At 69.1% G+C, this 23,205-nt stretch carries 26 protein-coding genes; 13 read left to right on the forward strand and 13 right to left on the reverse strand.

The genetic code is table 11. The features are described from left to right. The first annotated feature begins 11 nt into the window (after window positions 1-11). From mreC to ACFYRU_RS31685, 5 genes are all read left to right on the forward strand, one after another. Complete coding sequence (gene mreC, locus ACFYRU_RS31665) at window positions 12-968, forward strand: rod shape-determining protein MreC (protein WP_387665304.1); 957 nt, start codon at window positions 12-14, stop codon at window positions 966-968. A 1-nt stretch (window position 969) separates the two neighbouring features. Next, complete coding sequence (mreD, locus tag ACFYRU_RS31670; protein WP_387665307.1) at window positions 970-1,506, forward strand: rod shape-determining protein MreD; 537 nt, start codon at window positions 970-972, stop codon at window positions 1,504-1,506. A 46-nt stretch (window positions 1,507-1,552) separates the two neighbouring features. Next, window positions 1,553-3,604, forward strand: coding sequence for a penicillin-binding protein 2 (mrdA, locus tag ACFYRU_RS31675; protein WP_387665309.1), 2,052 nt, complete (start codon window positions 1,553-1,555; stop codon window positions 3,602-3,604). After that, window positions 3,604-4,770, forward strand: a complete 1,167-nt coding sequence (gene rodA, locus ACFYRU_RS31680; protein WP_387665312.1) for a rod shape-determining protein RodA — start codon at window positions 3,604-3,606, stop codon at window positions 4,768-4,770. The genes mrdA and rodA overlap by 1 nt, the downstream gene beginning before the upstream one ends. Before the next feature lie 61 nt (window positions 4,771-4,831). Continuing rightward, the gene (locus ACFYRU_RS31685; protein WP_387665315.1) at window positions 4,832-5,545 is read left to right on the forward strand and encodes a hypothetical protein; all 714 of its coding nucleotides are present in this window, start codon (window positions 4,832-4,834) and stop codon (window positions 5,543-5,545) included. A 7-nt stretch (window positions 5,546-5,552) separates the two neighbouring features. Here ACFYRU_RS31685 and ACFYRU_RS31690 read toward each other — a convergent pair whose 3' ends face one another. Together ACFYRU_RS31690 and ACFYRU_RS31695 are read right to left on the reverse strand one after the other, a co-directional pair. Next, on the reverse strand, window positions 5,553-6,113 hold the full coding sequence (locus ACFYRU_RS31690; protein WP_387665317.1) for a YbhB/YbcL family Raf kinase inhibitor-like protein: 561 nt from the start codon (window positions 6,111-6,113) through the stop codon (window positions 5,553-5,555). A 40-nt stretch (window positions 6,114-6,153) separates the two neighbouring features. After that, the gene (locus ACFYRU_RS31695) at window positions 6,154-6,987 is read right to left on the reverse strand and encodes an alpha/beta hydrolase family esterase (protein WP_387665319.1); all 834 of its coding nucleotides are present in this window, start codon (window positions 6,985-6,987) and stop codon (window positions 6,154-6,156) included. Window positions 6,988-7,048: 61 nt separating this feature from the next. On the opposite strand from ACFYRU_RS31695, the gene ACFYRU_RS31700 reads away from it, so the two are divergent. Continuing rightward, on the forward strand, window positions 7,049-7,477 hold the full coding sequence (locus ACFYRU_RS31700) for a MarR family winged helix-turn-helix transcriptional regulator (protein WP_387665322.1): 429 nt from the start codon (window positions 7,049-7,051) through the stop codon (window positions 7,475-7,477). Here ACFYRU_RS31700 and ACFYRU_RS31705 read toward each other — a convergent pair. Continuing rightward, on the reverse strand, window positions 7,437-7,940 hold the full coding sequence (locus tag ACFYRU_RS31705) for an Lrp/AsnC family transcriptional regulator (protein WP_387665325.1): 504 nt from the start codon (window positions 7,938-7,940) through the stop codon (window positions 7,437-7,439). The genes ACFYRU_RS31700 and ACFYRU_RS31705 overlap by 41 nt on opposite strands. Window positions 7,941-8,019: 79 nt before the next feature. Between ACFYRU_RS31705 and ACFYRU_RS31710 the strand changes: the two genes are divergently transcribed. Next, window positions 8,020-8,430 (forward strand): DUF2000 domain-containing protein, encoded by a 411-nt coding sequence (locus ACFYRU_RS31710; protein ID WP_387665328.1) that lies wholly within the window; start codon window positions 8,020-8,022, stop codon window positions 8,428-8,430. A gap of 4 nt (window positions 8,431-8,434) precedes the next feature. On the opposite strand, the gene ACFYRU_RS31715 is transcribed toward ACFYRU_RS31710, so the two are convergent. Beyond that, window positions 8,435-9,373 (reverse strand): TIGR03560 family F420-dependent LLM class oxidoreductase, encoded by a 939-nt coding sequence (locus tag ACFYRU_RS31715; RefSeq protein ID WP_387665329.1) that lies wholly within the window; start codon window positions 9,371-9,373, stop codon window positions 8,435-8,437. A gap of 56 nt (window positions 9,374-9,429) precedes the next feature. Here ACFYRU_RS31715 and ACFYRU_RS31720 point away from each other — a divergent pair, with 56 nt between their 5' ends. Both ACFYRU_RS31720 and ACFYRU_RS31725 read left to right on the forward strand, forming a co-directional pair. Continuing rightward, window positions 9,430-10,176 (forward strand): alpha/beta fold hydrolase, encoded by a 747-nt coding sequence (locus tag ACFYRU_RS31720; RefSeq protein WP_387665331.1) that lies wholly within the window; start codon window positions 9,430-9,432, stop codon window positions 10,174-10,176. Between the two features lie 64 nt (window positions 10,177-10,240). Beyond that, window positions 10,241-12,172 carry a TIGR03960 family B12-binding radical SAM protein gene (locus ACFYRU_RS31725; protein ID WP_387665333.1) on the forward strand — a complete coding sequence of 644 codons (1,932 nt, stop codon included), beginning with the start codon at window positions 10,241-10,243 and terminating at the stop codon, window positions 12,170-12,172. On the opposite strand, the gene ACFYRU_RS31730 is transcribed toward ACFYRU_RS31725, so the two are convergent. From ACFYRU_RS31730 to ACFYRU_RS31760, 7 genes are all read right to left on the reverse strand, one after another. Next, complete coding sequence (locus ACFYRU_RS31730) at window positions 12,169-12,540, reverse strand: hypothetical protein (RefSeq protein ID WP_387665334.1); 372 nt, start codon at window positions 12,538-12,540, stop codon at window positions 12,169-12,171. The two genes, ACFYRU_RS31725 and ACFYRU_RS31730, sit on opposite strands and share 4 nt — an antisense overlap. A 46-nt stretch (window positions 12,541-12,586) precedes the next feature. Then, window positions 12,587-13,900, reverse strand: coding sequence for an HAD-IA family hydrolase (locus ACFYRU_RS31735; RefSeq protein WP_387665336.1), 1,314 nt, complete (start codon window positions 13,898-13,900; stop codon window positions 12,587-12,589). A 5-nt stretch (window positions 13,901-13,905) separates the two neighbouring features. Continuing rightward, window positions 13,906-15,225 carry a M20/M25/M40 family metallo-hydrolase gene (locus ACFYRU_RS31740; protein ID WP_387665338.1) on the reverse strand — a complete coding sequence of 440 codons (1,320 nt, stop codon included), beginning with the start codon at window positions 15,223-15,225 and terminating at the stop codon, window positions 13,906-13,908. Between the two features lie 80 nt (window positions 15,226-15,305). Further along, the gene (locus ACFYRU_RS31745; protein ID WP_387665339.1) at window positions 15,306-15,482 is read right to left on the reverse strand and encodes a hypothetical protein; all 177 of its coding nucleotides are present in this window, start codon (window positions 15,480-15,482) and stop codon (window positions 15,306-15,308) included. Window positions 15,483-15,592: 110 nt separating this feature from the next. Then, window positions 15,593-17,920, reverse strand: a complete 2,328-nt coding sequence (locus ACFYRU_RS31750) for a M43 family zinc metalloprotease (protein ID WP_387665340.1) — start codon at window positions 17,918-17,920, stop codon at window positions 15,593-15,595. A gap of 230 nt (window positions 17,921-18,150) precedes the next feature. Beyond that, on the reverse strand, window positions 18,151-19,074 hold the full coding sequence (locus ACFYRU_RS31755; RefSeq protein WP_387665342.1) for a M56 family metallopeptidase: 924 nt from the start codon (window positions 19,072-19,074) through the stop codon (window positions 18,151-18,153). After that, window positions 19,071-19,424, reverse strand: a complete 354-nt coding sequence (locus ACFYRU_RS31760; protein WP_387665344.1) for a BlaI/MecI/CopY family transcriptional regulator — start codon at window positions 19,422-19,424, stop codon at window positions 19,071-19,073. Before ACFYRU_RS31760 ends, ACFYRU_RS31755 begins: the two co-directional genes overlap by 4 nt. Before the next feature lie 79 nt (window positions 19,425-19,503). Here ACFYRU_RS31760 and ACFYRU_RS31765 point away from each other — a divergent pair, with 79 nt between their 5' ends. The 4 genes from ACFYRU_RS31765 to ACFYRU_RS31780 are packed head-to-tail and all read left to right on the forward strand — an operon-like array spanning window position 19,504 to window position 21,457. Next, the gene (locus ACFYRU_RS31765) at window positions 19,504-20,076 is read left to right on the forward strand and encodes a phosphatase PAP2 family protein (RefSeq protein ID WP_387665346.1); all 573 of its coding nucleotides are present in this window, start codon (window positions 19,504-19,506) and stop codon (window positions 20,074-20,076) included. Further along, window positions 20,073-20,684 (forward strand): DedA family protein, encoded by a 612-nt coding sequence (locus ACFYRU_RS31770; protein ID WP_387665349.1) that lies wholly within the window; start codon window positions 20,073-20,075, stop codon window positions 20,682-20,684. The genes ACFYRU_RS31765 and ACFYRU_RS31770 overlap by 4 nt, the downstream gene beginning before the upstream one ends. Continuing rightward, window positions 20,681-20,977 carry a hypothetical protein gene (locus ACFYRU_RS31775; RefSeq protein ID WP_387665352.1) on the forward strand — a complete coding sequence of 99 codons (297 nt, stop codon included), beginning with the start codon at window positions 20,681-20,683 and terminating at the stop codon, window positions 20,975-20,977. Before ACFYRU_RS31770 ends, ACFYRU_RS31775 begins: the two co-directional genes overlap by 4 nt. Window positions 20,978-21,025: 48 nt before the next feature. Continuing rightward, window positions 21,026-21,457, forward strand: coding sequence for a hypothetical protein (locus ACFYRU_RS31780; protein ID WP_387665354.1), 432 nt, complete (start codon window positions 21,026-21,028; stop codon window positions 21,455-21,457). Here ACFYRU_RS31780 and ACFYRU_RS31785 read toward each other — a convergent pair. Next, entirely contained in the window at window positions 21,396-22,268 is an 873-nt protein-coding gene (locus tag ACFYRU_RS31785; protein ID WP_387665357.1) for a GNAT family N-acetyltransferase, read from the reverse strand. The two genes, ACFYRU_RS31780 and ACFYRU_RS31785, sit on opposite strands and share 62 nt — an antisense overlap. Before the next feature lie 409 nt (window positions 22,269-22,677). Next, entirely contained in the window at window positions 22,678-23,205 is a 528-nt protein-coding gene (locus ACFYRU_RS31790; protein WP_387665359.1) for a shikimate kinase, read from the reverse strand.

Consider the following 23,205-nt stretch of genomic DNA (forward strand, 5'->3'; position numbering starts at 1 on the left):
GTACCGACCGAATGCTCAAAGACCTCGGTGGCCCGTCCAAGAGCGCTTCGCCCCGGAGCGCTTTCCGTTCGGCGGGCGAGACGCCGCTGCGATCGGCGGGTACGCCGCGCGACGTGCGCCGCCGCCGATCCGTGCTGGCGCTGGTGATCCTGGCCTGTTTCACGTTGATCGTGCTGGACGCGCGGCGCTCGGCGGGTTCGCCGGTCGAGCCGTTGCGCGCGGGCGCGGCCGCCGTCTTCGGTCCGCTCGAGTCGACCGCGACGTCGGCCCGGCAGCCTGTGGACAACCTCCGCGACCGATTCGCGGAAATGGATAGGTTGAAAGCAGAGAACGAAAAACTGAAGAAGGACAACGAGGACCTGACCCGGCAGCTGAACACCACCGACTACACCCGCAACCGGGCGCAGGAGCTGGACAACCTGCTCAAGGTCGCACCGGCGTACACGATGACGCCGGCCCGGGTGATCGGCATCGGTAGTGCGCAGACGTTCAGCCACACGGTGACGATCGACGCCGGGACGGCCGACGGTGTGCGGCCGGACATGACGGTGCTGAACGGGATCGGTCTGGTCGGCCGGGTGGTGCGCGCCACCCAGGGGACCGCGACCGTGCTGCTGATCGGCGACCGCAACTCGACCGTCGGCGGCCGGCTGAACTCGACGATGGCGCTCGGTTTCGTCTCCGGCCGCGGCGATGTGGCCGGCACCCTCGACTACAAGCTCGTCGACCCGAAGGCGCGGCCCAAGGTCGGCGACAAGATCGTCACCTGGGGCTCGAGCAACAACGCACCTTACGTACCGGGCGTTCCGATCGGCGTCGTCACCTCGGTGACGCCGAACGAGGGCGCCCTCGGATCCACCGCAACCATCAAGCCGTACGTCGATCCGACCCGGATCGACACCGTCGGCGTGGTGACCGGGCCGCCGGCCCGGCCGCCGCGTCAGCAGATCACCGGAAAGGGGAGCTGAGTTGATCGCATTACGCATCGGGTTGGCGGCTCTGTTCCTGATGATCGCCGTGACACTGCAGACGTCCGTGCTGACGCACATCGCGGTCGCCGGCGTGACCTGCGACCTCACGCTGATCGTGGTGATCGCGCTGGCACTGTCCCGCGGCCCGGAGTGGGGTGCGATCGCCGGATTCGCCGGCGGCCTGCTGATGGACGTCGTGCCGCCCGCTGATCACACGGCCGGGCGATGGGCGCTGTCGATGGCCGTCGCGGGCTACGTCGCGGGCCTGATCCGGCGCGAGCGCACGTCCACCGGCCCGGTCGGACCGCTCGGCGTCGCGCTGACGGTCGTGCTCGGTACGGCGATCTCCTTCTTCCTGTACTCCGCGACCGGCTCGTTGCTGCATGACCCGTCGGTCGACTGGAGCGAGTTCGGCGTCCGCCTCGGCATCTCCGCGGGGTACGACGTGGTCGGCGCGATCGTGGTGATCCCGCTGGTCATGTGGATCATGGGCCGCGTCAAACCCGCCCGCGAACGCCGCCGGGTGACTCCATGAGCACCCGTCTCTCCTCGCACCACAGCACCCCGGCGAGGGTTTGGTCATGAGCTGGGACGGTTTTGAAGCTCCGCTCAAAGCCAGATTGCGGTTGTTCGTGATCGGGGTGCTGGTTTTCTCCTTGCTGTGCACGCTGTTCGGCCGTCTCTGGTACATGCAGGTGATGTCGAGCGCCGACTACTCGCAGGCCGCGAACCAGCAGCACATCCGCCAGGTCCTGATCCCGGCGCCGCGCGGCACGATCGTCGACTCGCAGGGCCGCACGCTGGTCGGCAACCGGGTCTCGCTGATGATCACGGTCGACCGTTCCGTGCTCGCCAAACTCCCCGAGAGCCAGCAGAACGTGGTCATCGCCCGACTCGCGAAGGTCCTCGGCCAGACGCCGAAGGACCTGAAGGCCCGGACGATGCTGTGCGGCGAGCCCGGCGCGTCGAAGCCACCCGCCTGCTGGAACGGTACGCCGTACCAGCCGATCCCGGTCGCGAAGGACGTCAGCGAGCAGGTCGCGATCGACGTGATGGAGCGCCGCGAGGACTTCCCGGGCATCTCCGCCGACTCGCAGACCCTGCGGGCGTACCCGGAGCCGTTCAAGGTGAACGCTGCCCACATCCTCGGGTACCTGTCGCCGATCACCACCGAAGAGCTCGAGGACATGGACAAGGCCGGGCAGGACTCGGTCCCGCACCGGTCGGACCTGGTCGGCCGCGCCGGCGTCGAGCGCTCGTACGACAAGCTGCTCCGCGGCACCCCCGGTGAGAAGGACGTGATCGTCGACGCCGTCGGGTACACCACCGGCATCCAGAAGCAGACCGCGCCGATCCCGGGCGCCACGCTCGTGACCACGATCGACGCCCGGATCCAGGCGTCGGTCGAGGCCCAGCTGAAGAACGCGATCCTCACCGCGCGCAAGCAGACCGACCCGGTGACCCACCGCAAGTACGTCGCCGACTCCGGCGCGGCAGTGGTGATGGACACCAAGACCGGGCGGATCGTGTCGATGGCGAGCTACCCGACGTACGACCCGAGCGTCTGGGTCGGCGGGATCAGCCAGCGCGAGCTCGACGCCTTGTACTCGGCGAAGTCCGGGACGCCGCTGGTGTCGCGCGCACTGCAGGCGCAGCTGGCGCCGGGGTCGACGTTCAAGCCGATCACCACCTCGGCCGCGCTCGGCGCCGGGTACAGCTCGAAGACGCGCCTCGACTGCTCGTCGTACTTCGAGGTCGGCAACCGCAGGTTCAAGAACTACGAGTCCGCGTCGTACGGGATGATCGGCTTCGACCAGGCGCTGGCGCTGTCCTGCGACACGTTCTTCTACCGGATCGCGTACGCGCTCTGGCTGAAGGAGGGCGGCAACTCCAGCGACGTCACCACTCACGACCCGGTGGTCGAGATGGCACAGAAGTTCGGCCTCGGCAAGCCGACCGGTGTCGACCTGCCCGGCGAGGTGAGTGGCCGGATCGCGGACCGCAAGTGGAAGAAGACGTACTACGACTCGATGAAGGACTACTACTGCAAGATCTCGTCCAAGCCGCCGGCCGGGACGTCTGCGTTCCTCAAGCAGTTCTCCCGCGAGTTCTGCGTCGACGGGTACAAGTACCGCGCCGGTGACGCGGTGAACTTCGCGATCGGCCAGGGCGACACAGCGGTCACTCCGCTGCAGCTCGCGACCGTGTACTCCGCCCTGTCGAACGGCGGCACCCTGTTCGAGCCGCGCGTCGTCCAGTCCTGGATCGGCGCGAACGGCAAGTCGCACGAGATCAAGCCGGTGCCGAAGGCCAAGCTCCCGGTCTCGCCGGGCAACCTGAAGTACATCGACAACGCGCTGAAGCAGACCACCATCTCCGGTACGGCGGCGTGGAAGTTCCAGGGCTTCCCGCTGGACAAGATCCCGGTCCGCGCCAAGACCGGTACGGCCGAGGTCTACGGCAAGCAGACCACCTCGTGGCTCGCGTCGTACACCGATCGGTACGCCGTGGTGATGATGATCAGCCAGGCCGGTACCGGTTCGGGTGCCGGTGGTGACGCGGTCCGCAAGATCTACGAGACGCTCTACAACATCAAGCCCACGCCGCCTGCCCAGGGAAAGCCGGTGCACTGATGGCGTTGCTGAACCCGATCCGGACCCGGCCGCGGATGGACCGGCGCTCGACCGTCTGGCAGGTCGACTGGGTGCTCGTGTTCTGCGTGGTCGCGCTGTCGTTCCTCGGCGCGATGCTGATCTGGTCCGCGACCCACAACAAGACGTCGCTGACCGGCGGCAACCCGCACGCGTTCCTGATCCGGCACGCGCTGAACTTCGCGATCGGCCTGGTGCTCGCGGTCGGCGCCGCGGTCACCGACCACCGCCGGGTCCGCATCCTCGCCCCGGTGCTGTACGCCGGTTCGATCGTCGGCCTGATCCTGGTCCTGGTTCCTGGGGTCGGCTCGACGATCAACGGGTCGCGGTCCTGGATCCAGCTGCCGTTCATGTCGATCCAGCCGAGCGAGTTCGCCAAGCTCGCGGTGATCGTCGGCATGGCGCTGCTGATCGCGGAGAAGGGCGAGACCGACCGGAACGAGGAAGCCCGCACGCTCGACATCGCGCAGGCGGTCGCGGTCGCCGCCGTACCGGTGGTCCTGGTGATGCTGCAGCCGGACCTCGGCACGGTGATGGTGCTCGGGTCGATCGTGTTCGGCATCATCGCGGTCTCCGGCGTACCGAAACGCTGGATGCTCGGGCTGCTCACCGCGGGCGTCGTGGTCGCGGCGATCGCGATCAGCACGCACGTCCTGAAGCGGTACCAGATCGACCGCTTCACCGCGTTCATGCACCCGTCCTCGGACCCGCAGGGCATCGGGTACAACGTGAACCAGGCCCGGATCGCGATCGGGAACGGCGGGATCTTCGGGCAGGGCCTGTTCCACGGTGGCCAGACGCAGAACGGGTTCGTCCCCGAGCAGCACACCGACTTCGTGTTCACGGTCGCGGGGGAGGAGCTCGGGCTGATCGGCGCCGGCGCGATCATCGTGCTGTTCGCGATCATCCTGTTCCGCGGGCTGCGGATCGCGATCAACGCCCGGGACGCGTTCGGCCGGCTGGTCGCGACCGGGATCGTCTGCTGGTTCGCCTTCCAGGCGTTCGAGAACATCGGCATGACGCTCGGCATCATGCCGGTCACCGGTCTGCCGCTGCCGTTCGTGTCGTACGGCGGATCCTCGATGTTCGCCTGCCTGCTGGCCGTCGGCCTGTTGCAGAACATCCACCTCCGCTCGCACCGGTACTGACCCGCGACCTGACCGGTCAGGTACGCTGCTCGCTGCTCGGCCCCCTGCCTCTGGAAGGCCCATGAACCGGTACATCGCGCTTGCCGCCGCCCTCGCGTTCTCGCTGACTGCCTGTGGCGGGAACGACAAGAAGGAAGCCGCGCCGCCGCCCTCCACCCCTGCATCGACGCCCACTGGTACGCCCAGCGAGGCGTCCGACACACCCGTCACGCGGACCACCGCGGAGCTGACCAGTGCGTTGCTGGTGCTCGCGGACGTGCCGAGCGGGTTCTCGATCGACCACGACGAGGACGACGGTTCGAAGCCGTTCTCCGCGCCGACCAGCCGGTGCAAGACGCTGGTGAAGTACCTGAACGCCACCAAGGCGCCCGGCGCGAAGGTGAGCGTGACCCGTACGTTCACCGGCGGCCAGGAGGGCCCGTACATCGACTACGGCCTCGACTCGATGGGCACCGCCGCCGACGTGAGTGACCTGCGCGACTCGTACGCCGACGCCGTCGACTCGTGCAGCAAGGTGACGCTGAAGACCGAGGGCTCCGGCAACACCTCGATGAAGGTCGAGAAGATCACCGCTCCGGCGTACGGCACCAAGCCCTTCGCCTTCCAGCTCACCGGCGTCAGCGGCCCGAAGCGCGGTCTGGAGTACGCCGGCCTCGTCACCGGCGTCGGCGACGTGATCCTGTCGGTCGGCGTACTGGCCGGCCAGGGCGGCGAGCTGGATCCGGCCACCGAAGCGGCCGTCACCAAAGCCCGCCAGACACTCAAAGTCTCCTGAGCGAGGATCAGCGGCGTTCGTAGAGGCCGTCGAGGCGACCGCGGGCGAGGACCGGACCGGCGGCACCGATCACCGTCGTGGTCTTCGCGGACGCCACGCCGGGAAGCGCCACCGGGGCGCCGAGGGCGAACAGTTCGAAGACATAGCGATGCGGACCGTGGCCCTTGATCGGACCCGGGCCGCGGTACCCCCGGCCGCCCACCGAGCGTAGGAGCTGAACCCCGTCCGCCGGAGTTGCCGCGTCCAGCGCTCCTTGCCCGAGCATGCTGAGTGCCGGATCGAGCAGAGCCGCGCAGTGGACGATGGGCTTGGCCAACGGGACATCCGGGTCTTCGATCATCAGTAGGAACTGGGCCGTACCGTCCGGTGCGCCGCTCCACGCAAGCGCCGGCGAAAGGTCCTGGCCGCCGTACCGCTTCGCGACGTGGACCACCGGCATCGTGCTCTCATGCGTGAAGTCGGGACTGGTCAGGGTCAGGCTGTCCCGGCCGGCCAGGTTCGGCGCGTTCCACGCCAGCTGGTCCTCACCGGCCCGCTTGTTCTTGAGCATCTTGCCGAGCACTGCCATCTGGTTTCTCCTCCTGGGAATAGTGGATCGGGATGGTGGATCAGAGTTGCCGGGCCGCGGCGCCGACGAGCAGCGGCTCGGCGAAGCGGCAGATCTCTTCGGCGGCGTCGAACTCCTGGCTGGTCGGTTCCCAGTCGCCGCTCGGCGCGCCGGGCCAGCTGTGCCCGCCGCCGAACACGGTCCAGGTCGTGACCCGGGTCCCACCGACCCCGGCAGTGGAGTCGGTCCGGCTCGACAGGTCGGTGCGGTACGTCGTACCCGGGCCCGCCGCGCAGCGGTCGATCGTGCGCCACCGCTCGGCCGTCTCGGCGAGGGACAGCGTGCGACCACGGAGCTCGCCATCAGGTCCGCGCCGGCGCGAGTAGCCGCCGTCGATCGGGGAGATGCGGTCGGCGGTCCCGTGGATGAGGAGCGCCGACACCGCGTGCGTCGGTCGTACGTCGGACAGGTCCGCGGGCAAGCCGCCCGCGACAGCGGCGAGTACTGCGACTCGTTCGCTCGCCTCAAGCGCGAAGCGGTGCGCCATGAACGCCCCGTTCGAGATCCCGGCGACGATGTTCCGGTCGGCCGACGTCCCGTACCGATCGGCGGACCACTCGATCAGCGCGGCCAGGAACGCGACGTCGTCCACGCCCGCCTCGTCCGCCGAGGTCACGCCGCGCCCGTCCGCCCAGGAGCCGTCGACGCCGTCCGGGTACGCGATCGCGAACCCGCGGGCCGCCGCCTGCTGCTCGAACGTCGTCAGTTCCCGCATCATCCGGGCGCCGTCGCCGCCCGGGTTGTTTCCGTGCAGCACCAGCACCAGTGGCCGCTGCCGCCCCGGCGCCGGACCCCGGATCGTGAACGTGCGACCCCGGCCGCCTACCTGTATCACCGTCGCCCCCTTCAGCCGATGCGCAGCCAAACTGCGCAATCAGACTGTATATTATCTCGGTATGGGAGCACCTGATGCCGGGAAGATCGCCGACGAACTGCAACTGGTCGTCGGCGCGTTGGTACGGCGGCAGCGGGCCGTGTCGCCGCCGCACGACGTGAACTTGTCGCAGGTCTCGATCCTGAAGCGCCTCGACCGCGAGGGGCCGCACTCCGTCGCCGATGTGGCCCGCCTGGACCGGATCACCCACCAGTCGGTCACCGTCTCCGTGGGCCGTTTGGTCGACCGAGGACTCGTACGGCGGGAACCGGATGCCGGCGACGGACGCCGCAAACTCCTCGTCATCACCGCGGCCGGTCAGCAGCTCCTGGCCGAACGCCGCGACGCCGGCCACGATCACCTCACCGAGGCGATCGCCGAGCGGTTCAGTCCCGCCGAGCAGGCCCGGCTCAGCGAGTCGCTGACCCTGCTCCGCCGCCTGATCGACTGACGCCGTCGCCTGGAACGAGCGGCATGATCGTGGTCCGGCGATGGTGCTCGAACACCACCGAGCTGCGGATGTCGGCGATCTCCTGCCGCTTGGCCAGCGCGAGGACGAGATCGCGGAGCGCCTGGGTGTCCTTGACCGCGACGTGCGCGAGGAAGTCGGCCGAGCCGGAGACCATGAACATGTCCAAGGTCTGCGGGAGCTGCATCACGTAGTCCTGGAACGCGGTCGCGACGGCCATCGCCTGCGGACGGAGCTTGATCGAGATGATCGCCTGGGTGGACCGGTCGATCGCCTGCAGGTCCACCTCCGCGCGGTAGCCCCGGATCACCCCGCGCTCGCGCAGGCCGCGGATCCGCTCCAGGCACGTCGACGGCGCGATCCCGAGTTCGGCCGCCATCTCCCGGTTGGTCCGGCGGGCGTCGTTCTGCAGCATCCGCAGCAGCGCCGTATCAAGTTCGTCCATGACAGGCAGTTTCGCAGATTGGCCGAACGATGTTCGGATCATCCAGCATGATGCCGTGCGTACGGCTACCTTTGCCGCCGTGCTGACGAACAAGATGGTCGTGGTCATCGCCGCCGGGACGCCGGTCGGCGTGGCCCTCAACACCGCTGCCCTGCTCGGCGTGGGCCTCGGCAACCACCACGACGACGTGGTCGGTCCCGACACCGTGGACGCCTCCGGCGAGGTCCACACCGGCATGTGTGCGTACCCGATCCCGGTGCTGCGGGGCACGCCCGAGCAATTGCAGGACCTCCGTACCGAGGCCGCCTCCCGCCCCGACGTCACCGTCCACGACATGCACGAGGCTGCCCAGCGCGCCCGTACGTACGACCAGATGTCCGCGACGCTGGCCGGCACCAAACCCGAGGACATCGCCTACCTCGGGCTGGCGCTGTACGGCCCACGGACGGACGTCGACTCGCTGACGGGCGCGCTGCCGCTCTATCGCTAGCGCGTCACAGGAAGAGATCGGCGAAGCGGCGCAGTTCGCCGACGTCCAGACCGTTCTCGAAACCCACGACGAGTTCCTGCACCCCGGCGTCGGAGTAGGCGGCGATCCGGTTCCGGATCGTCGCTTCGGTCCCGATCAGCCCGTACGACGCGAGGTCGCCGGGAAAGGCGAACTCGGCGCCGGGCGGGACCTGGGCGCGGGCCGCGGCATCCGAGGACCGCAGGATGTACGCCGTCGTCGCAGTCCGCCGGATGTCGTCGTACGGGCGGCCGGCCTCGGCGCAGTGCTTGCGCAGCACCTCGTACTTGTGCCGAAGCACGACGGGTGCGTCGATGATGTTCGACGCGTCCGCCCACTGTGCGACGGTCCGTAACGTCCGCCGCTCGCCGGCTCCGGCGACCAGGATCGGGATCCGTGGTTGCTGGACGCCCTTCGGCTGGTTGATCCCGCCGGCCGCGCGGAAGTACTCGCCGTCGAAGTCGACCGACTCCTCGGTCCAGAACCGCCGGATCAGCTGCACCGCCTCGTCCAGGCGCCGCAACCGGTCGCCGGCCGAGCCGAACTCGTAGCCGTACCCGAGGTAGTCCGGCTCGTACCATCCGGACCCGATCCCGAAGATCAGCCGGCCGTTGCTGACGACATCGACCGTGGACGCGATCTTCGCCTGCAGCGCGGGGTTGCGGTAGCTGTTCGACGTCACCAACGGCCCGAGCCGGACCCGGTTCGTCGCGGTCGCGAGCGTGGTGAGCAGGGTCCAGGCCTCGAACAAGGGCGCCTGCGACGCCGGAATCGGATGCAGGTGGTCGGGAACGTAGACGGCATGGAATCCGAGCTCGTCGGCAGCCTGCGCCACCGCGATCACCCGGCGCAGCGCCTCGGTCGGCTCGAGCCGGGCGAACTCGCCGCCGAACCCCGACGGCAGGAACACACTGAAACTGGTCATGCACTACCGACCAGCCGGACCGCGAAAAGGAATCGGCGGGTCCGTAAGGTGGGGTTATGCGACTGAGCTACGAGGAGACCGGTCCGGCCGATGCGCCCGTCGTGCTGCTCGGGTCGTCGCTCGGGGCGAACCAGGCGATGTGGGCACCACAGGTCGACGTACTCGCGAACCGCTTCCGGGTGATCGCGTTCGACCACCGCGGTCACGGCGGCTCGGAGGTCCCCGACGGCCCGTACGCGATCGAGGACCTGGGCGGCGACGTCCTCGAACTGCTGGACACGCTGGAGGTCGAACAGGCGTCGTACGTCGGCATCTCCCTCGGCGGCGCCGTCGGCCTCTGGCTGGCCCAGAACGCCCCGGACCGCTTCCACCGCTTCGCCGTCATCTGTCCGCCGTCGAACCCCGCCGCCACCGCGCAGGTGTGGCTCGACCGGGCCACGCAGGTCCGCGCCGAAGGCATGCAGTCCGTCGTGGACGCGACCCTGGCGCGCTGGTTCCTTCCCGACTTCAAAGCGGATCTCGAACCGGTCCGCCAGATGCTGCTGGCCTGCCCGCCGGAGGGCTACGCCGCCTGCCTGGAGGCCCTGAGCACCACCAATCTGCTGCCGGGCCTGGCGTCGATCACAGCCCCCGTGCTCGTCATCACCGCCGACTCCGACACCTCGATCCCACCCGAAACCGTCGTCCCGCTGGCCGCCGAGATCCCCGGTGCGCACCTCGAAATCATCGAGAATGCCGCGCACCTCGTCACCTACTCGCACCCCGACGTCGTCAATCCGCTGCTGTTGGCCCACCTCGGCTGATTCCAGCGGGGGAGGGGTGCGGCGTTAGGCTGGTAGGCGCTCTGATCGCTGACTGGAAGTGTCTATGACTGTCGAATCGCTGTTCCCGCGCCTGGAGGCGCTGCTGCCGTCTGTGCAGAAGCCGATCCAGTACGTCGGGGGTGAACTGAACTCCGTCAGCAAGGAGTGGGACGACGTCAGCGTCCGGTGGGCGCTGATGTACCCGGACGCGTACGAGGTCGCGCTGCCCAACCAGGGCGTGCAGATCCTGTACGAGGTGCTCAACGAGCGGGACCACATCCTGGCCGAGCGGACGTACTCCGTCTGGCCGGACATGGAGAAGGTGATGCGGGACAACGACATCCCGCAGTTCACGCTCGACTCGCACCGGCCGGTACGGGCGTTCGACGTGTTCGGGCTGTCGTTCTCGACCGAGCTCGGGTACACGAACATGCTCACCGCGCTGGACCTGGCCGGCATCCCGCTGCACGCGGTGGACCGGACCGACGAGGACCCGATCGTGCTGGCCGGCGGGCACGCCGCCTTCAACCCGGAGCCGATTGCGGACTTCCTCGACGCCGCGGTGATGGGTGACGGCGAGGAGATCGTGCTGGCGATCTCCGAGGTGATCCGGGAGTGGAAGGCCGAGGGCCGCCCGGGTGGCCGCGACGAGGTGCTGCTGCGGCTGGCGAAGTCCGGCGGCGTGTACATCCCGAAGTTCTTCACCGTCGACTACCTCGCCGACGGCCGGATCCAGCGGGTCACCCCGAACCGCCCCGGCGTACCGTTCCGGACCGCGAAGCACACGGTGATGGACCTCGACGCCTGGCCGTACCCGAAGAAGCCCCTGGTCCCGCTGGCCGAGACCGTCCACGAGCGGTACTCGGTGGAGATCTTCCGCGGCTGCACCCGCGGCTGCCGGTTCTGCCAGGCGGGGATGATCACCCGGCCGGTGCGCGAGCGCAGCATCACCACGATCGGCAACATGGTCGAGAACGGCCTCAAGCAGTCCGGCTTCGAGGAGGTCGGCCTGCTCAGCCTGTCTTCGGCCGACCACAGTGAGATTGCCGAGGTCGCGAAGGGGCTCGGGGACCGGTACGAGGGCAGCAACGTCTCGCTGTCGTTGCCTTCGACAAGGGTCGACGCGTTCAACATCACGCTGGCCAACGAGTTCTCCCGCAACGGCCGGCGCAGCGGTCTGACGTTCGCGCCCGAAGGCGGGTCGGACCGGATGCGCAAGGTGATCAACAAGATGGTCACCGAGGAGGACCTGATCCGGACCGTCGCGGCGGCGTACAGCCACGGCTGGCGGCAGGTGAAGCTGTACTTCATGTGCGGTCTGCCGACCGAGACCGACGAGGACGTGCTGGCGATCGCGGACCTGGCGAAGAAGGTGATCGCGACCGGGCGGGAGGCAGCCGGCCGGCGCGACATCCGCTGCACGGTGTCGATCGGCGGGTTCGTCCCGAAGCCGCACACGCCGTTCCAGTGGGCCGCCCAGCTCGGCGCCGAGGAGACCGACGCGCGGCTGGCCAAGCTCGGCGCGGCGATCCGCGCGGACAAGAACTACGCGAAGGCGATCGGTTTCCGGTACCACGACGGCAAGCCCGGCATCATCGAGGGCCTGCTGTCCCGCGGCGACCGCCGCGTCGGCCGCGTGATCGAGGCGGTCTGGCGCGACGGCGGCCGGTTCGACGGCTGGAGCGAGCACTTCTCGTACGACCGCTGGGTCGACTGCACCGAGAAGGCCCTCGCCGACGAACCGGTCGACCTCGCCTGGTACACCACCCGCGAACGCGAGTACGCCGAAGTCCTCCCGTGGGACCACCTGGACTCAGGCCTCGACCGCGACTGGCTGTGGGAAGACTGGCAGGACTCCCTCGAAGAAGACGGCGCCATCGAGGTAGAAGACTGCCGCTGGACCCCGTGCTTCGACTGTGGCGTGTGCCCTCAGATGGGCACCGAGATCCAGATCGGCCCGACCGGCAAGAAACTGCTACCGCTGTCGGTCGTCTAGTTGCAGTAGTACGCCGGGGTTGGCGTCGTCTCGGTTTGGTCTTGCCAGTGGGCGACGCCTACGTAGTAGCCGCAGCCGGTGCCTTCGTCGAACCAGGCGCCGCCGCCGGAGTACGCGTACGTCTCGGCGACTGTGGTGAACGGGCCGGTCGCGGTGTCGCCCTTCTGTAGTTCGACGCGTACTTCGGTGACGCTGTTCGAACAGCCCTCCAGCCCCACGGCGACGTACAGCATCAGCGCCGAGTAGCCGACGGACTTGGCCGTGACGAGGTCGCACGCGGTCGTCGACGCGTGTGCGGCCGGCGTTCCCGCGACGAGTCCGGCGGCAGCGGTGGCTGTCGCGACCAGCATTCCAGCAAGCTTCCGCATAAGCGTTCCCTCCAGTTGGAATTTCACCGAGGGTCAGCAGATTAGGTCACTCAGTTACGGACGTCGACCCTTTCGAGCGGGCTGAAAGGAGCAGTTCGGTGAGCAAGAGGTCGTCAGCGCTGCTCAGAACCAGGTCGGCTGCCGCGACAGCCGTGGACGGTACGTACGGATTCGGTACGGCGACCGCGTACATCCCGGCTGCCTGCGCTGCCGCGACGCCGTGCGGGGTGTCCTCGACGGCGACCGCGAACGGCACGTCGAGGCGCCGCAGCGCGAGCTGGTAGATCGCCGGATCCGGCTTGTGCGTGGCCACCTCGTCGCCGGTGACGATCTGGTCGAACAGGCCGACCGCGCCGACGCGGTCCAGGTGACCGACAACCCACTCGCGCGGCGAGCTGCTCGCGATCGCGACGGGCAGCCCGAGGTCCCGGGCGGCGCGGATCCACTCGCGGATCCCGGGGCGGAAGTCGAGGTCGGCGTGCAGACGATCGCGGTGGGCCATCCGGCGGGCGTGGCTCGCGGTACGGTCGAAGCCGGCGCCGACGGCCGCGGCGAGGACGTCGTACCGGTCCTCGGTGACGTTGCCGCCGTGTCCGGGCCAGAAGCCGTCGAGGTCGAGCTCGAGGCCGTGGTAGGCCCACTCGGCCTGCCAGCTCTCGACCATCGTGGTCTCGGTGTCCATCAGCAGACCGTCGAAGTCGAACACGATCGCCTCGGCGTCGACCGGTACGAGACGGGTGGCGAGTCGGTGGAGCTGGCTCGGGGTCAGACCCAGCCAGGACAGGTACGCACGGACGCCGCCGAGCGCATCGAGGTGGTCGAGCGAACCGAGGATCGTCTCGGGGCGGGTGCGGGAGAACTCAGGCCCGTCCTGGGTGCCGAGATTGACCTCGCTGATCGCGTAGTCCGCGGCGATGTGTGTTCGCGGTACGCCGGCCAGTTCCAGCAGGATCGCGATCGTCAGGCCGGTGCGGTCCTTGCCGGCCTTGCAGTGCACGACGACGGGACGGTCAGCCGGAGCGTCGGCAACGGCGGCGAAGATCTGGCGGATGTGGTCCGCGTTCCGGGTCAGGCTGTTGCGGTAGACGTCGAGCAGCCGCGGCTCGGCGTCGGGATCGCGCAGCCGCTCGGCCTCCGGATCGATCCAGGGGATCCGCCGGTACGCCGGGTCGCCGTCGAGTGGATGTGGTTGCCTGAGCTCCCAATCGGAGCGCAGGTCGAGGACGAGGCCCGCGTGGAGCGCGCGCAGTTCGTCGGCCACGGTGTCGAATGCGTCGGTTCGCAACAGCGCGCCCGCGCGAGTCGGAACGCCGTACCGGGTCGGAAGTCCGCCGACGTCACGCGCATTCGGGCTCCACATGGCTGTCAGCTTAGAACAGTGCCTCCGAGGGACTCGAAGTCGTGCCAGGTTCCGTCGTACGCCTTGTGGTGAAGGGCGGAGTCGACTCCGACGGTGAAGACGTCGAGGCGGCCGGGGCCCCAAGAGACGACCGAGCCGGCGGTACGCGGGCGGACCGCGGCGGGTTCGAGCCAGCCGGCCAGGGCGGCGACGTTCATCCTGAGGATCTCGGTGGCCAGTGACCAGTCGATGAAGTTCAAGGTGTCGTTGGCGGAGTGGATGTGGCCGTTCGCGCTGTCGGCGCCTTCGATGGTCAGTACGGCGGGGAGGTCCGCGTTGATGAACGGGACGTGGTCGCTGGCGAACGGGTTCAGCGAGGTCTCGACCTTCAGGCCGGTGTACGTCGCTGCCGCCGTGGCCAGGTCGGCGATCTGTGCCGAGGAGACTGGTGCTCCTTCGAGGAGGACGCTCGGTGTCGCGGTGTTGGTGGTCGCGATCATGTCCATGTTGAGGACGGCACGAACGCGGGCGCGTTCGGTCGGCGGGAGCGCGGCGACGTACTGCTTGCTGCCGTACAGACCTTCCTCCTCGCCGCCGAACAGGATGAGCCGGAGGTCGTTGTTCCACAGTCGGATTGTCAACAATCGACCGAGCTCGAGGACCCCGGCCGACCCGCTGCCGTTGTCGTCCGCGCCGGGCGCCGCCGCGGCCGGACCGCCGGCGATGTTGATCGAATCCAGGTGAGCGGTGACGATCACCAGACCGCGGCCGGTCCCGGCGCCGGTCCGGTCACCGATCAGGTTGGCCGACCGGCCGGCGCCGACGGTGATCGGCATCCGCTGGACTTGGTAGCCGAGGGCAACCATCCGGTCGGCGGCGAAGTCCATCGCCTGCGTGAACGTGGTACTCAGCGAGTGCCGGGTGGGCAGGCTCGCCAGCCAGGTGAGGTCGTTCTGGTACGACGCTGTCGACACATCGGCGACCAGGTCCGCGACGGCCGGGTCGACACGCGCGGTGGAGACAATCGGATTGTCGACAATCGTCGTGTCCGGGCGTAGTTGCTCGATCCGCCAGCAGTGGTTGGAACGCCGGCGCGGCCGGTCCGCGGCGGAGATCACCAGGTGCCGGCCGTGATCGAGCAGCGGCGTCACGTCCGGGTACTCGTCCTGGAAGCTCCGCCCGACCTGCGTGACGAGCAACAGCCCAGGAGCGGTCCGCGAGGCCCGGCCGAGGCGTTGATCGGCCGGGACCCAGAGAATCGTCCGCTCCCCGAACCGTGCCGCCCGTGCCGCACCGGCCACGTCCGCCGTCGGCACGACGAGATACCGCACAGGTCCCAAACTCATCCGCACTCCTCAAGTGATCCGCGGGTTGGGGAGGTCTTCGTCCCGAATCGGGCAGAAAAACCTCCCCAGGGTCGACTCGGTCACGGTTGCCAGGCGAGGTCGAGGCGGTCGGGGGTGGAGTCGACCACCCGGCCGGTCTTGCCCGACGGCAGGGCCAGGCGGCCGCCGGCGTCCCAGCGGCCGGGCGGCCCCGGCGAAGGGGCGTCGCCGCGGCCGATGGCGTAGTCGACCAAGGTGCCGTCGGGACGGAACTCCACCGCCCGCCGGCCGCGGGCCGGCGGGAAGGGATAGTTGTCGCGGCGGTAGACGCTGATCCCGTCGTGGTCTTCCTCGAAGGAATGCGTCCAGTGGCCGGTCAGCGAGCTGGTCAGATGCCCACCGCCTGTCCGATCGAGGCGGGCGACTCCGGGATCGTCACCTTGAAGTCGCTGATCACGCCGCCGAGCGCCTCGTACCCGGTGACCGACGGTCCCCAGGCGGAGCCGTCCCACCACTTGTGGTACAGCTGCTTGTCGGTGCCGGTGACGAACACGTCCAGCCGGTTCGTGTCCCAGGAGACCACGCGCGGCTCGTCGGTGCAGATCCCGCCCATGTACTCGTACCCGGTCAGCGACGGTCCCCACGCGGACCCGTCCCACCACTTGTGGTAGAGCGCCGAGTCCGTCCCGAGCAGGAACACGTCCAACCGGTCCGAGCCCCAGGAGACAACGGTCGGCGCGGTCGTGCAGACGCCGCCCATGTACTCCCAGCCGTTCCAGGCGGAGCCGTCCCACCACTTGTGGTACAGCGCGGAGTCGGTCCCGATCACGAACATGTCGAGCCGGTTCGGGCCCCACGACACCACCCGCGGCGGCGAGGTGCAGATCCCACCGAGGTACTCGTACCCGTTCCACGACGACCCGTCCCACCACTTGTGGTAGACCGCGTTGTCCGTCCCGAGGACGAAGCAGTCCAGCCGATCGGGGCCCCAGGCAACGACCTCGGGCGGGCTCATGCAGATGCCGCCGAGGTACTCGTACCCGTTCCACGCGGAGCCGTCCCACCACTTGTGGTACAGCGCCCGGTCGGTCCCGAGCACGAAGGCATCCAGCCGGTCCGGACCCCAGGTCGCCAGTCGCGGCGGACTCATGCAGATCCCGCCGAGGTACTCGTACCCGTTCCAGGACGCCCCGTCCCACCACTTGTGGTACAGCGCGCGGTCGGTGCCGAGGACGAACGCGTCCAGCCGGTTCGGCGCCCAGGACGCGACTTCAGGTGCGCTCATACAGATACCACCCTGGTACTCGTATCCGGCGACGGACGGTCCCCAGGCCGATCCGTCCCACCACTTGTGATACATCGCGAGGTCGGTGCCGAGCACGAACGCGTCCAACCGGTTCGGCCCCCACGAGACCACCGAGCCGGCCGGTTCCGGCGTCGCCCGCGCGGTGTCGAAGACCGGCAGGTCCTTGCGTACGGTGTCCAGCGTCGCCTGCATCCGCGCGACCTGGTCGGTGGTGAACATGACCATGCCGCGGTCATCGGTGTAGTCCATGTAGTCGTAGAACAGGTCGCCGTTCGGCCCGTTGCTGCAGGTCACGTGCGGGAACGTCGGTACGCCGAAGTTCGGGCCGGCCGCGTTCGGGGTGTCGTCGCACTCGTCGCTGCCGCTGCACCCGCTGCCGTCGTCGCCCCAGATGTGGAACAGGTTCAGGAAGTGCCCGACCTCGTGCGTCGTCGTACGCCCCAGGTCGAACGGAGCAGCCGCCGTACCGTTCGTCCCGAAGCCGCTGTGCAGGATCACCACGCCGTCGGTGTTCGCCGGTCCACCCGGGAACTGTGCGTACCCGAGCAGGCCGCCGCCCAGCTGGCAGACCCAGATGTTCAGGTACTTGTCCGTCGGCCACGGGTCGATCCCGCCGGTCGCCGTCGCCTTCACCTTGTCGTCGGTGCCGAAGGTCGCGGTACTCGTCTGTGTCCGGGTGACGCCGTTCGTCGGGTTGCCGCTCGGGTCCTGGGTGGCCAGGAAGAACTCGACCTTCGCGTCCGCGATCAGCCCGCTGAACACGCCCGGCACGATGCTGGTGTCGGGGTTGGTGGCGCGGTAGTCGCGGTTCAGTACGTCGAGCTGGCTGTCGATCTGGGCCTGCGAGATGTTCTGTGCGGCGGTGTTCCAGACCACGTGGACGACGACCGGGATGCGCGCGATCCCGGCGAACCGCTGCTGCCGGGAGAGGTAGTCGATCGTCGCCGTCTCGAGTGCGGACCTGGCCGCGGCGTACTCGGGCGAGGTCGACAGCAGCCGTCGGTGGACGTCCATCACGCCGCACTGCCGCCGGTTCGGGGTCTCGGCCCGGCCGTCGCCGGTCGCGCCGCTCATACCGGCACCACCTGCCGTACCGCCGCCGGTCATCCCGGCCCCAGCCGCGGTCCCGCCGCCGCCCATCCCGAGACCAGTCGGGGTCCCGCCGCTCATGTTCCCGACCGGCGACCCGCCGCCGCCCATGTCGGCAGCCGGCGACCCGCCGCCTGCCATGTCCGCGGCCGGCGATCCGCCGGCGCTCACGTCCGTGCCGGCCGCGTTCGGTGCGGTCATCGGCATGCCGTCCGCCGTGGGCTGTCCGTTCGCGGCGTGCCCGTTCGGTTCCGGTGCCTCGCCCGGCATCCGGTACTCGTCGCGGTGCTTGTCCGCGCGCCCGTTGGCCTTCCTCGGCATTTCTCCCCCTTCCGCGGGGGCGCATGAGCAGGACGGCGTGAGCCGGACCGAGAAGTCCACCCCCAGCGCACACCTCGACCGAAGACGGCCCGGCCGTCTTCCCCCACCGAACAGTCGGCCCCCAAGTCACTGCTCTGCTTTCACGATCCGCCCGTCACCGCGTGCGCACAACCTCTCGCACCCCGGCACTCAAGTTCGCCGGAACCCCTTGTGGCGTTGGGGATTTTCAATCAGGTGTGTTGCCCGGCAACGGGCCGTTCGGCGTGCTCGAAGAGGGCTTCGCCGGTGTGCTGTACGGCGGCGGCCGGGAGCGCGCCGACGGCGAAGACCGCGATCGCGGCCGCGATCACCAGCGGCCGGCGGCGCGGCGGGGGAGCGAGCAGCGCGCGGACGCGCGCTTCCAGGTCGCCGCCGGTTGCCGCGACGACCGCGTCGGGACGTACGAAGCGCGTCTGCAGTTGAGCCACGCGTACGAGGGTCGTCGCCACCAAGCGCCGATCGCCGACGGCCCGTGCCGCGTCCTCGTCGGCCCAGCGTTCGACGGCGGTCGCGGCGGCGCGGGCGGCGGGTCGCAGTACCGGATTGACGGCCGCGGTGAGACCGGCGGCGAGGTTCCACCAGGCGTGGTGGTGGAGGAGGTGGGACTTCTCGTGCGCCAGTAGTACGGCCCGTTGGCGCGGGTCGAGGGCGCGGAGCAGACCGCTCGTGACGATCACCCGGCCGGCGGGTTGCGGCGTACTGAAGGCGTCCGGGCGCTCGTCGTCGAGTACGACGAGGTCGCCGACCGCGGTGAGCCCGCGGCACGCACGATGCACCTCGACCAGCGCGCGCATCTGGCGCAGACCAGTGACGAGGACCGAAAGCAGTGCGAGCAGTACGAGACAACCGGCGATCGCGGCCGGCCACGCGGGCACCGGGCTGTCACTGTGCAGCGCCGCCGGAGACCAAGCGCCCTCCTCGGCGACGAACGGGAACTGCGCGATCCAGGTGAACGCGAGGACCGCGAGGATGAACACACCGCTGGCAGCGGACAGCAGGTTGCCGGCGACGACCAGCTTCGTGGCGACGGACGGTGCCATCCAGCGCGCGGCGACCGGCGCGACCAACGCGTACCCGATGATCGCGATCAGCCCCAGGATCGCGGCCGCGGTCATGGGGCCTCGTCCTGGAGGAGGTCGACGAGGAGTTGGGATTCCTCGGGGGAGAGGCCGCGGGCGAAGCGGGTGAGGACGGCGGCGCGGTCGCCGCGGGCGTCGAGCAGGCGGTGGAGCTGGTGCGCGGCGACCTCGGCCGAGTCGACGACGGCGGTGTACGCGTACGAGCGGCCGACCCGTTGCCGGGTGGCGAGGCCCTTCGCGGCCATCCGGCCCAGCACCGTCATCACGGTCGTGTACGCCAGTTCGCCGCCGAGCGCGTCGCGGACGTCGGACGTGGTCATCGCGCCGCCGCCGGCCGCGAGCGCGGCGAACACCTGCTGCTCGAGATCCCCGCGGGCTCGGCTCATGACAGGTCTCCTCCTGGCTACTACGAAGAACGTAGTAACATCAATCTACTACCTGAATTGTAGTAGGCGGGGGTGCGCGGTGAATCGGTGGTTGTTCGGGCAGTTCAACGCGTTCGCGCGGGCCACGCCGTGGCTGCACTGTCCGGCTCGGGCGTACGCACAGTACGGCGTCGTGCTGTTCGGCGTACTGCTGGTCGTCGGGTGGTGGATCGCGCGACGGTCCGGCCAGGTGACGGGGGTGGCTGCGGCGATCAGCGCCGGGGGTGCGACGCTGTTGGCTGTGGCAGTCAACCAACCGATCGTGCACGCGGTCCACGAGGCCCGTCCGTACACGACGCTGCCGGGCATCCTGGTGCTCGCGAACCGCAGTACGGACCCGTCGTTCCCGTCCGACCACGCGACGATGGCCGGTGCGGTCGCGGCCGGGCTGTGGATCGTGAACCGGCGGCTCGGGATCGTCGCGGCCGCGGCCGCCGTGTTGATGGCGGCCACCCGGGTGTACATCGCGGCGCACTACCCGGGCGACGTCCTCGCCGGGCTGCTGCTCGGCGCGATCGTTGCCGTCGGCACCTGGTTGCTGGTCCGGCGGGCGCTGACCTGGTGCGTCGACGCGCTCGCCGGGACGCGGATGCGGGTGGTTCTGCTGTCATGAAGGGACTGACGGACTGGTTGCTCGGGCTGCACGGGATCGCCGTGTACGCGATGGTCGGGCTGCTGGTGTTCGCCGAGGACGCGTTGTTCGTCGGGTTCGTGCTGCCGGGGGAGACCGCTGCCGTACTCGGCGGTGTTACCGCGGCGGTCGGGCATACCGCGCTGCCGGTGATCCTCATGGTGGTGATCGGCGCGGCGATTCTGGGCGACACCGTCGGCTTCGAGGTCGGCCGGTTCTTCGGGCCGCGGATCCTCGAGAGCCGGATGGTGGCGCGACGTAAGGACAAGCTGGAATCCGCGCGCAAGCAGCTAGCCGAGCGGGGTGGTACGGCGGTCTTCCTGGGGCGGTTCGTGGCGTTCTTCCGCGCTACGATGCCTGCGCTGGCTGGGATGTCGGGGATGCGGTACCTGAAGTTCCTGGCGTTCAACGCGGCCGGTGGGATCGTGTGGGGGACCGCCGTCGTGTTGCTCGGGTACCTGGCGGGCAACTCGTACGCCCGCGTCGAGAAGACCTTCGGCCGGGCCGCCGCCCTTGTCGTTGCGGGCATCGTCGTGGTCGCGATCGTGGTGTGGCAGGTACGCAAGCGTCGCAAGGAGCATGTCTCGTGACCCGCAAGATGGCCGCCTGGCTGGTACTCACCGTCGGTGCCCTCGTCGTTCTCCTGGCCTGGGTGTTCCCCGACGCCATCGAACACCGCGGCCAGATCCACACTGTCGGCACCGAGGTGGTCCTCTGCGCCGGCGAACACCACCTCTCCACCCGCTCCCAGGCCCTCCACCACCTCGCCGACTGCGCCGGCGACAACACCGAAGTCCGCCGAGAACTCCGCGACGAAGTCTCCGCGATCTTCCTCATAGGCATCACCGTCGCCGGCACCTGGTACCTCGCCCGCCACACGTAACATGCCGCATGCGCATCCCGTTCACCGCTCGCGGTGTGCACGGCGTCGGTGGAGTTCGGTGGGGAGGGGATCAACGCCGTCTTCGGTTGGATCCAGGTGATCGAGAACAGTGGGGTGGTCTCGGTCGACCTGTTGCCGAACCTGGATGCGACCGATCCGTTCTACGTGTACGGGTACCTGCCGACGTTCTTCGATGCGCCGGCGAACCCGGATCACGCGGACGGGGTGTGGCGGGCCGAGACGTTTCTCGTGGTGGTGCCGGATGTGATTCGGTCGCGGGTCGTGGAGCTGGTCGCCGGGTTCAGTTGGGGGTACGAGTTGCGGGACGGGCTTCCAGAGTTGGTGGAGGTCGCTGAGGTGGACGGCTGGGCCGGGCGTCGCGACGTACTCGCATCGCGGCACCCGCGTGGACGTTCGTTTAGAGTTGGCGTTCCCAGGCGGTGCGTTGGGCTACCGGGCGGAAGCCGAGTTTGTTGTTGACGGCAATCATCGGGGTGTTCTCGGGGGCGTTCCAGGTGTGCAGTACGGCCGGGAGCTGGACACCGGCCTGGAGCGCGTGCAGGTTCGGCGCCTTCACGGCGATGCCCAGGCGGTTGCCGCGGTGCGATCGGCGTACGTACGTGTCGTACTGGTTGAGCCGTTCCGGGGTTTCCGGCGTACCGCCCATCTGGGTGTACGCGGCGAGCTCGCCGGAGGCGGTGTGGACGGCGGCTGTCGTGTACGTGAACCGCCCCTGGGCGACCCGTCGCGCCTCGGCGTCGCGGACCAGCTCGGGCGTCCAGCGCACCGGCTCGTCCGTACGGTCGCCGGTCGGTACGTCCTCGCTCATCCCGCTCAGGAGTTCGACGAACTGATCCATCCACTCGTCCGGCACGTGCTCACGCCACTGCACGAGCTCGTACCCGTCGACGCGCGGCTCGACGAGTCCGTCGATCGGCAGCTCGACCACCTGATGCAGCTCGGCGTGCTTCTGCTCGAACCCGCGCGCCCGGGCGAACGCCGTACCGGCGCTCTCACCCGTCGCCGGATCGCCCGCCATGTTCGTACCCGAGACGATCTTCCGCCCCTCGGCCCGCGCCTTCCCGATCGCTGCCTCGAGCAACCGGCTCGCCACCCCACGCCGCCGGTACTCCGGAACCACGGCCAGCTCCACGTCCACGGTGTCGGTGTTCCCCACCAACCACCAGTCCAGCCAGGCGACCCCGAGCCACACGCCCCCGTCCACCAGCCCGAGTCCCTCGGCCCGCACGTCGGCATGCGTACCCGCCATCACCACCCGAGCTTCCTCCACCCCCAACCCCGCCGGAAACTCCAACTCCTCCCGCCGAACCCCGAACTTAACCTCATAAAACCGCCGAAAAACCTCAGCATCCCGACCATCAACACTCACAATCTCCACGCCCGTAACCCTATCTGTGAACAAGCAATGGTCACTGGAGATCAGCAATACCCTGTCCCCAGACCCGAGGAGGTGCACCCAGTGCCGCAACACCACGTCGGCGTCTACGCCCGAGTCCGCACCGCCGACCGCATCCGCCGCCCGGACCATCTGGACAGGTAGTGCACCACTGAGACGCCGTACGCGCGGACCCATTCACGCTCAGGTGCACTACCTCGCCGACGGACACGTCCTGTCGAAAGAGCCCACCCAACCGCAGAACACACCGAGCCCACCGCCTCAGCGCACTCGTCCGCGAGGTTCAGCAAAGGCTGAGCACCTCGTCGGCCAACTCGTCTGGGGTGCGGGGGTTGGTGACGTCCACGTGGGGGACGGTGTGGGTGAGCAGTTTGGCCTGGTAGGCGAGGGTTCGGGCGACGAACTTGTCCACCAGGTGGCGCCGGTCGGGCGTTAGGGCGGCGTACTGGCTGGAGGTGTGGATGCGGGTGGTGATGAGGGCCTCGTCGGCAGTGAGCCACACCGCGGGGGCGGTCACGTACGGCGGCCACACGCCGGAGCCCTCCAACACCAGGCCGGTGGACTGCGCGACCAGCTCCTGGACGCGTGGTTGCATGCGCGTGTAGTGCGCCAGGAGCGCGTCGAGGAGTTCCGAGGCGGTCAGCGAACGGTAGTGCTCGGTGACGTGCGCGGGTGGATCCGGCCACGGGCGGCCCGGGTGGCGGCCCAGTTGGTCGGTTGAGACGTACGAGAACGCGAGCCGCTGTGCGAGTACCTGCGCGACCGTGGACTTGCCGACGTTGGAGGTGCCGCCGATCAGCAGGACCCGCAC

This window comes from Kribbella sp. NPDC004536 (assembly GCF_042873835.1).
Lineage (GTDB): Bacteria > Actinomycetota > Actinomycetes > Propionibacteriales > Kribbellaceae > Kribbella.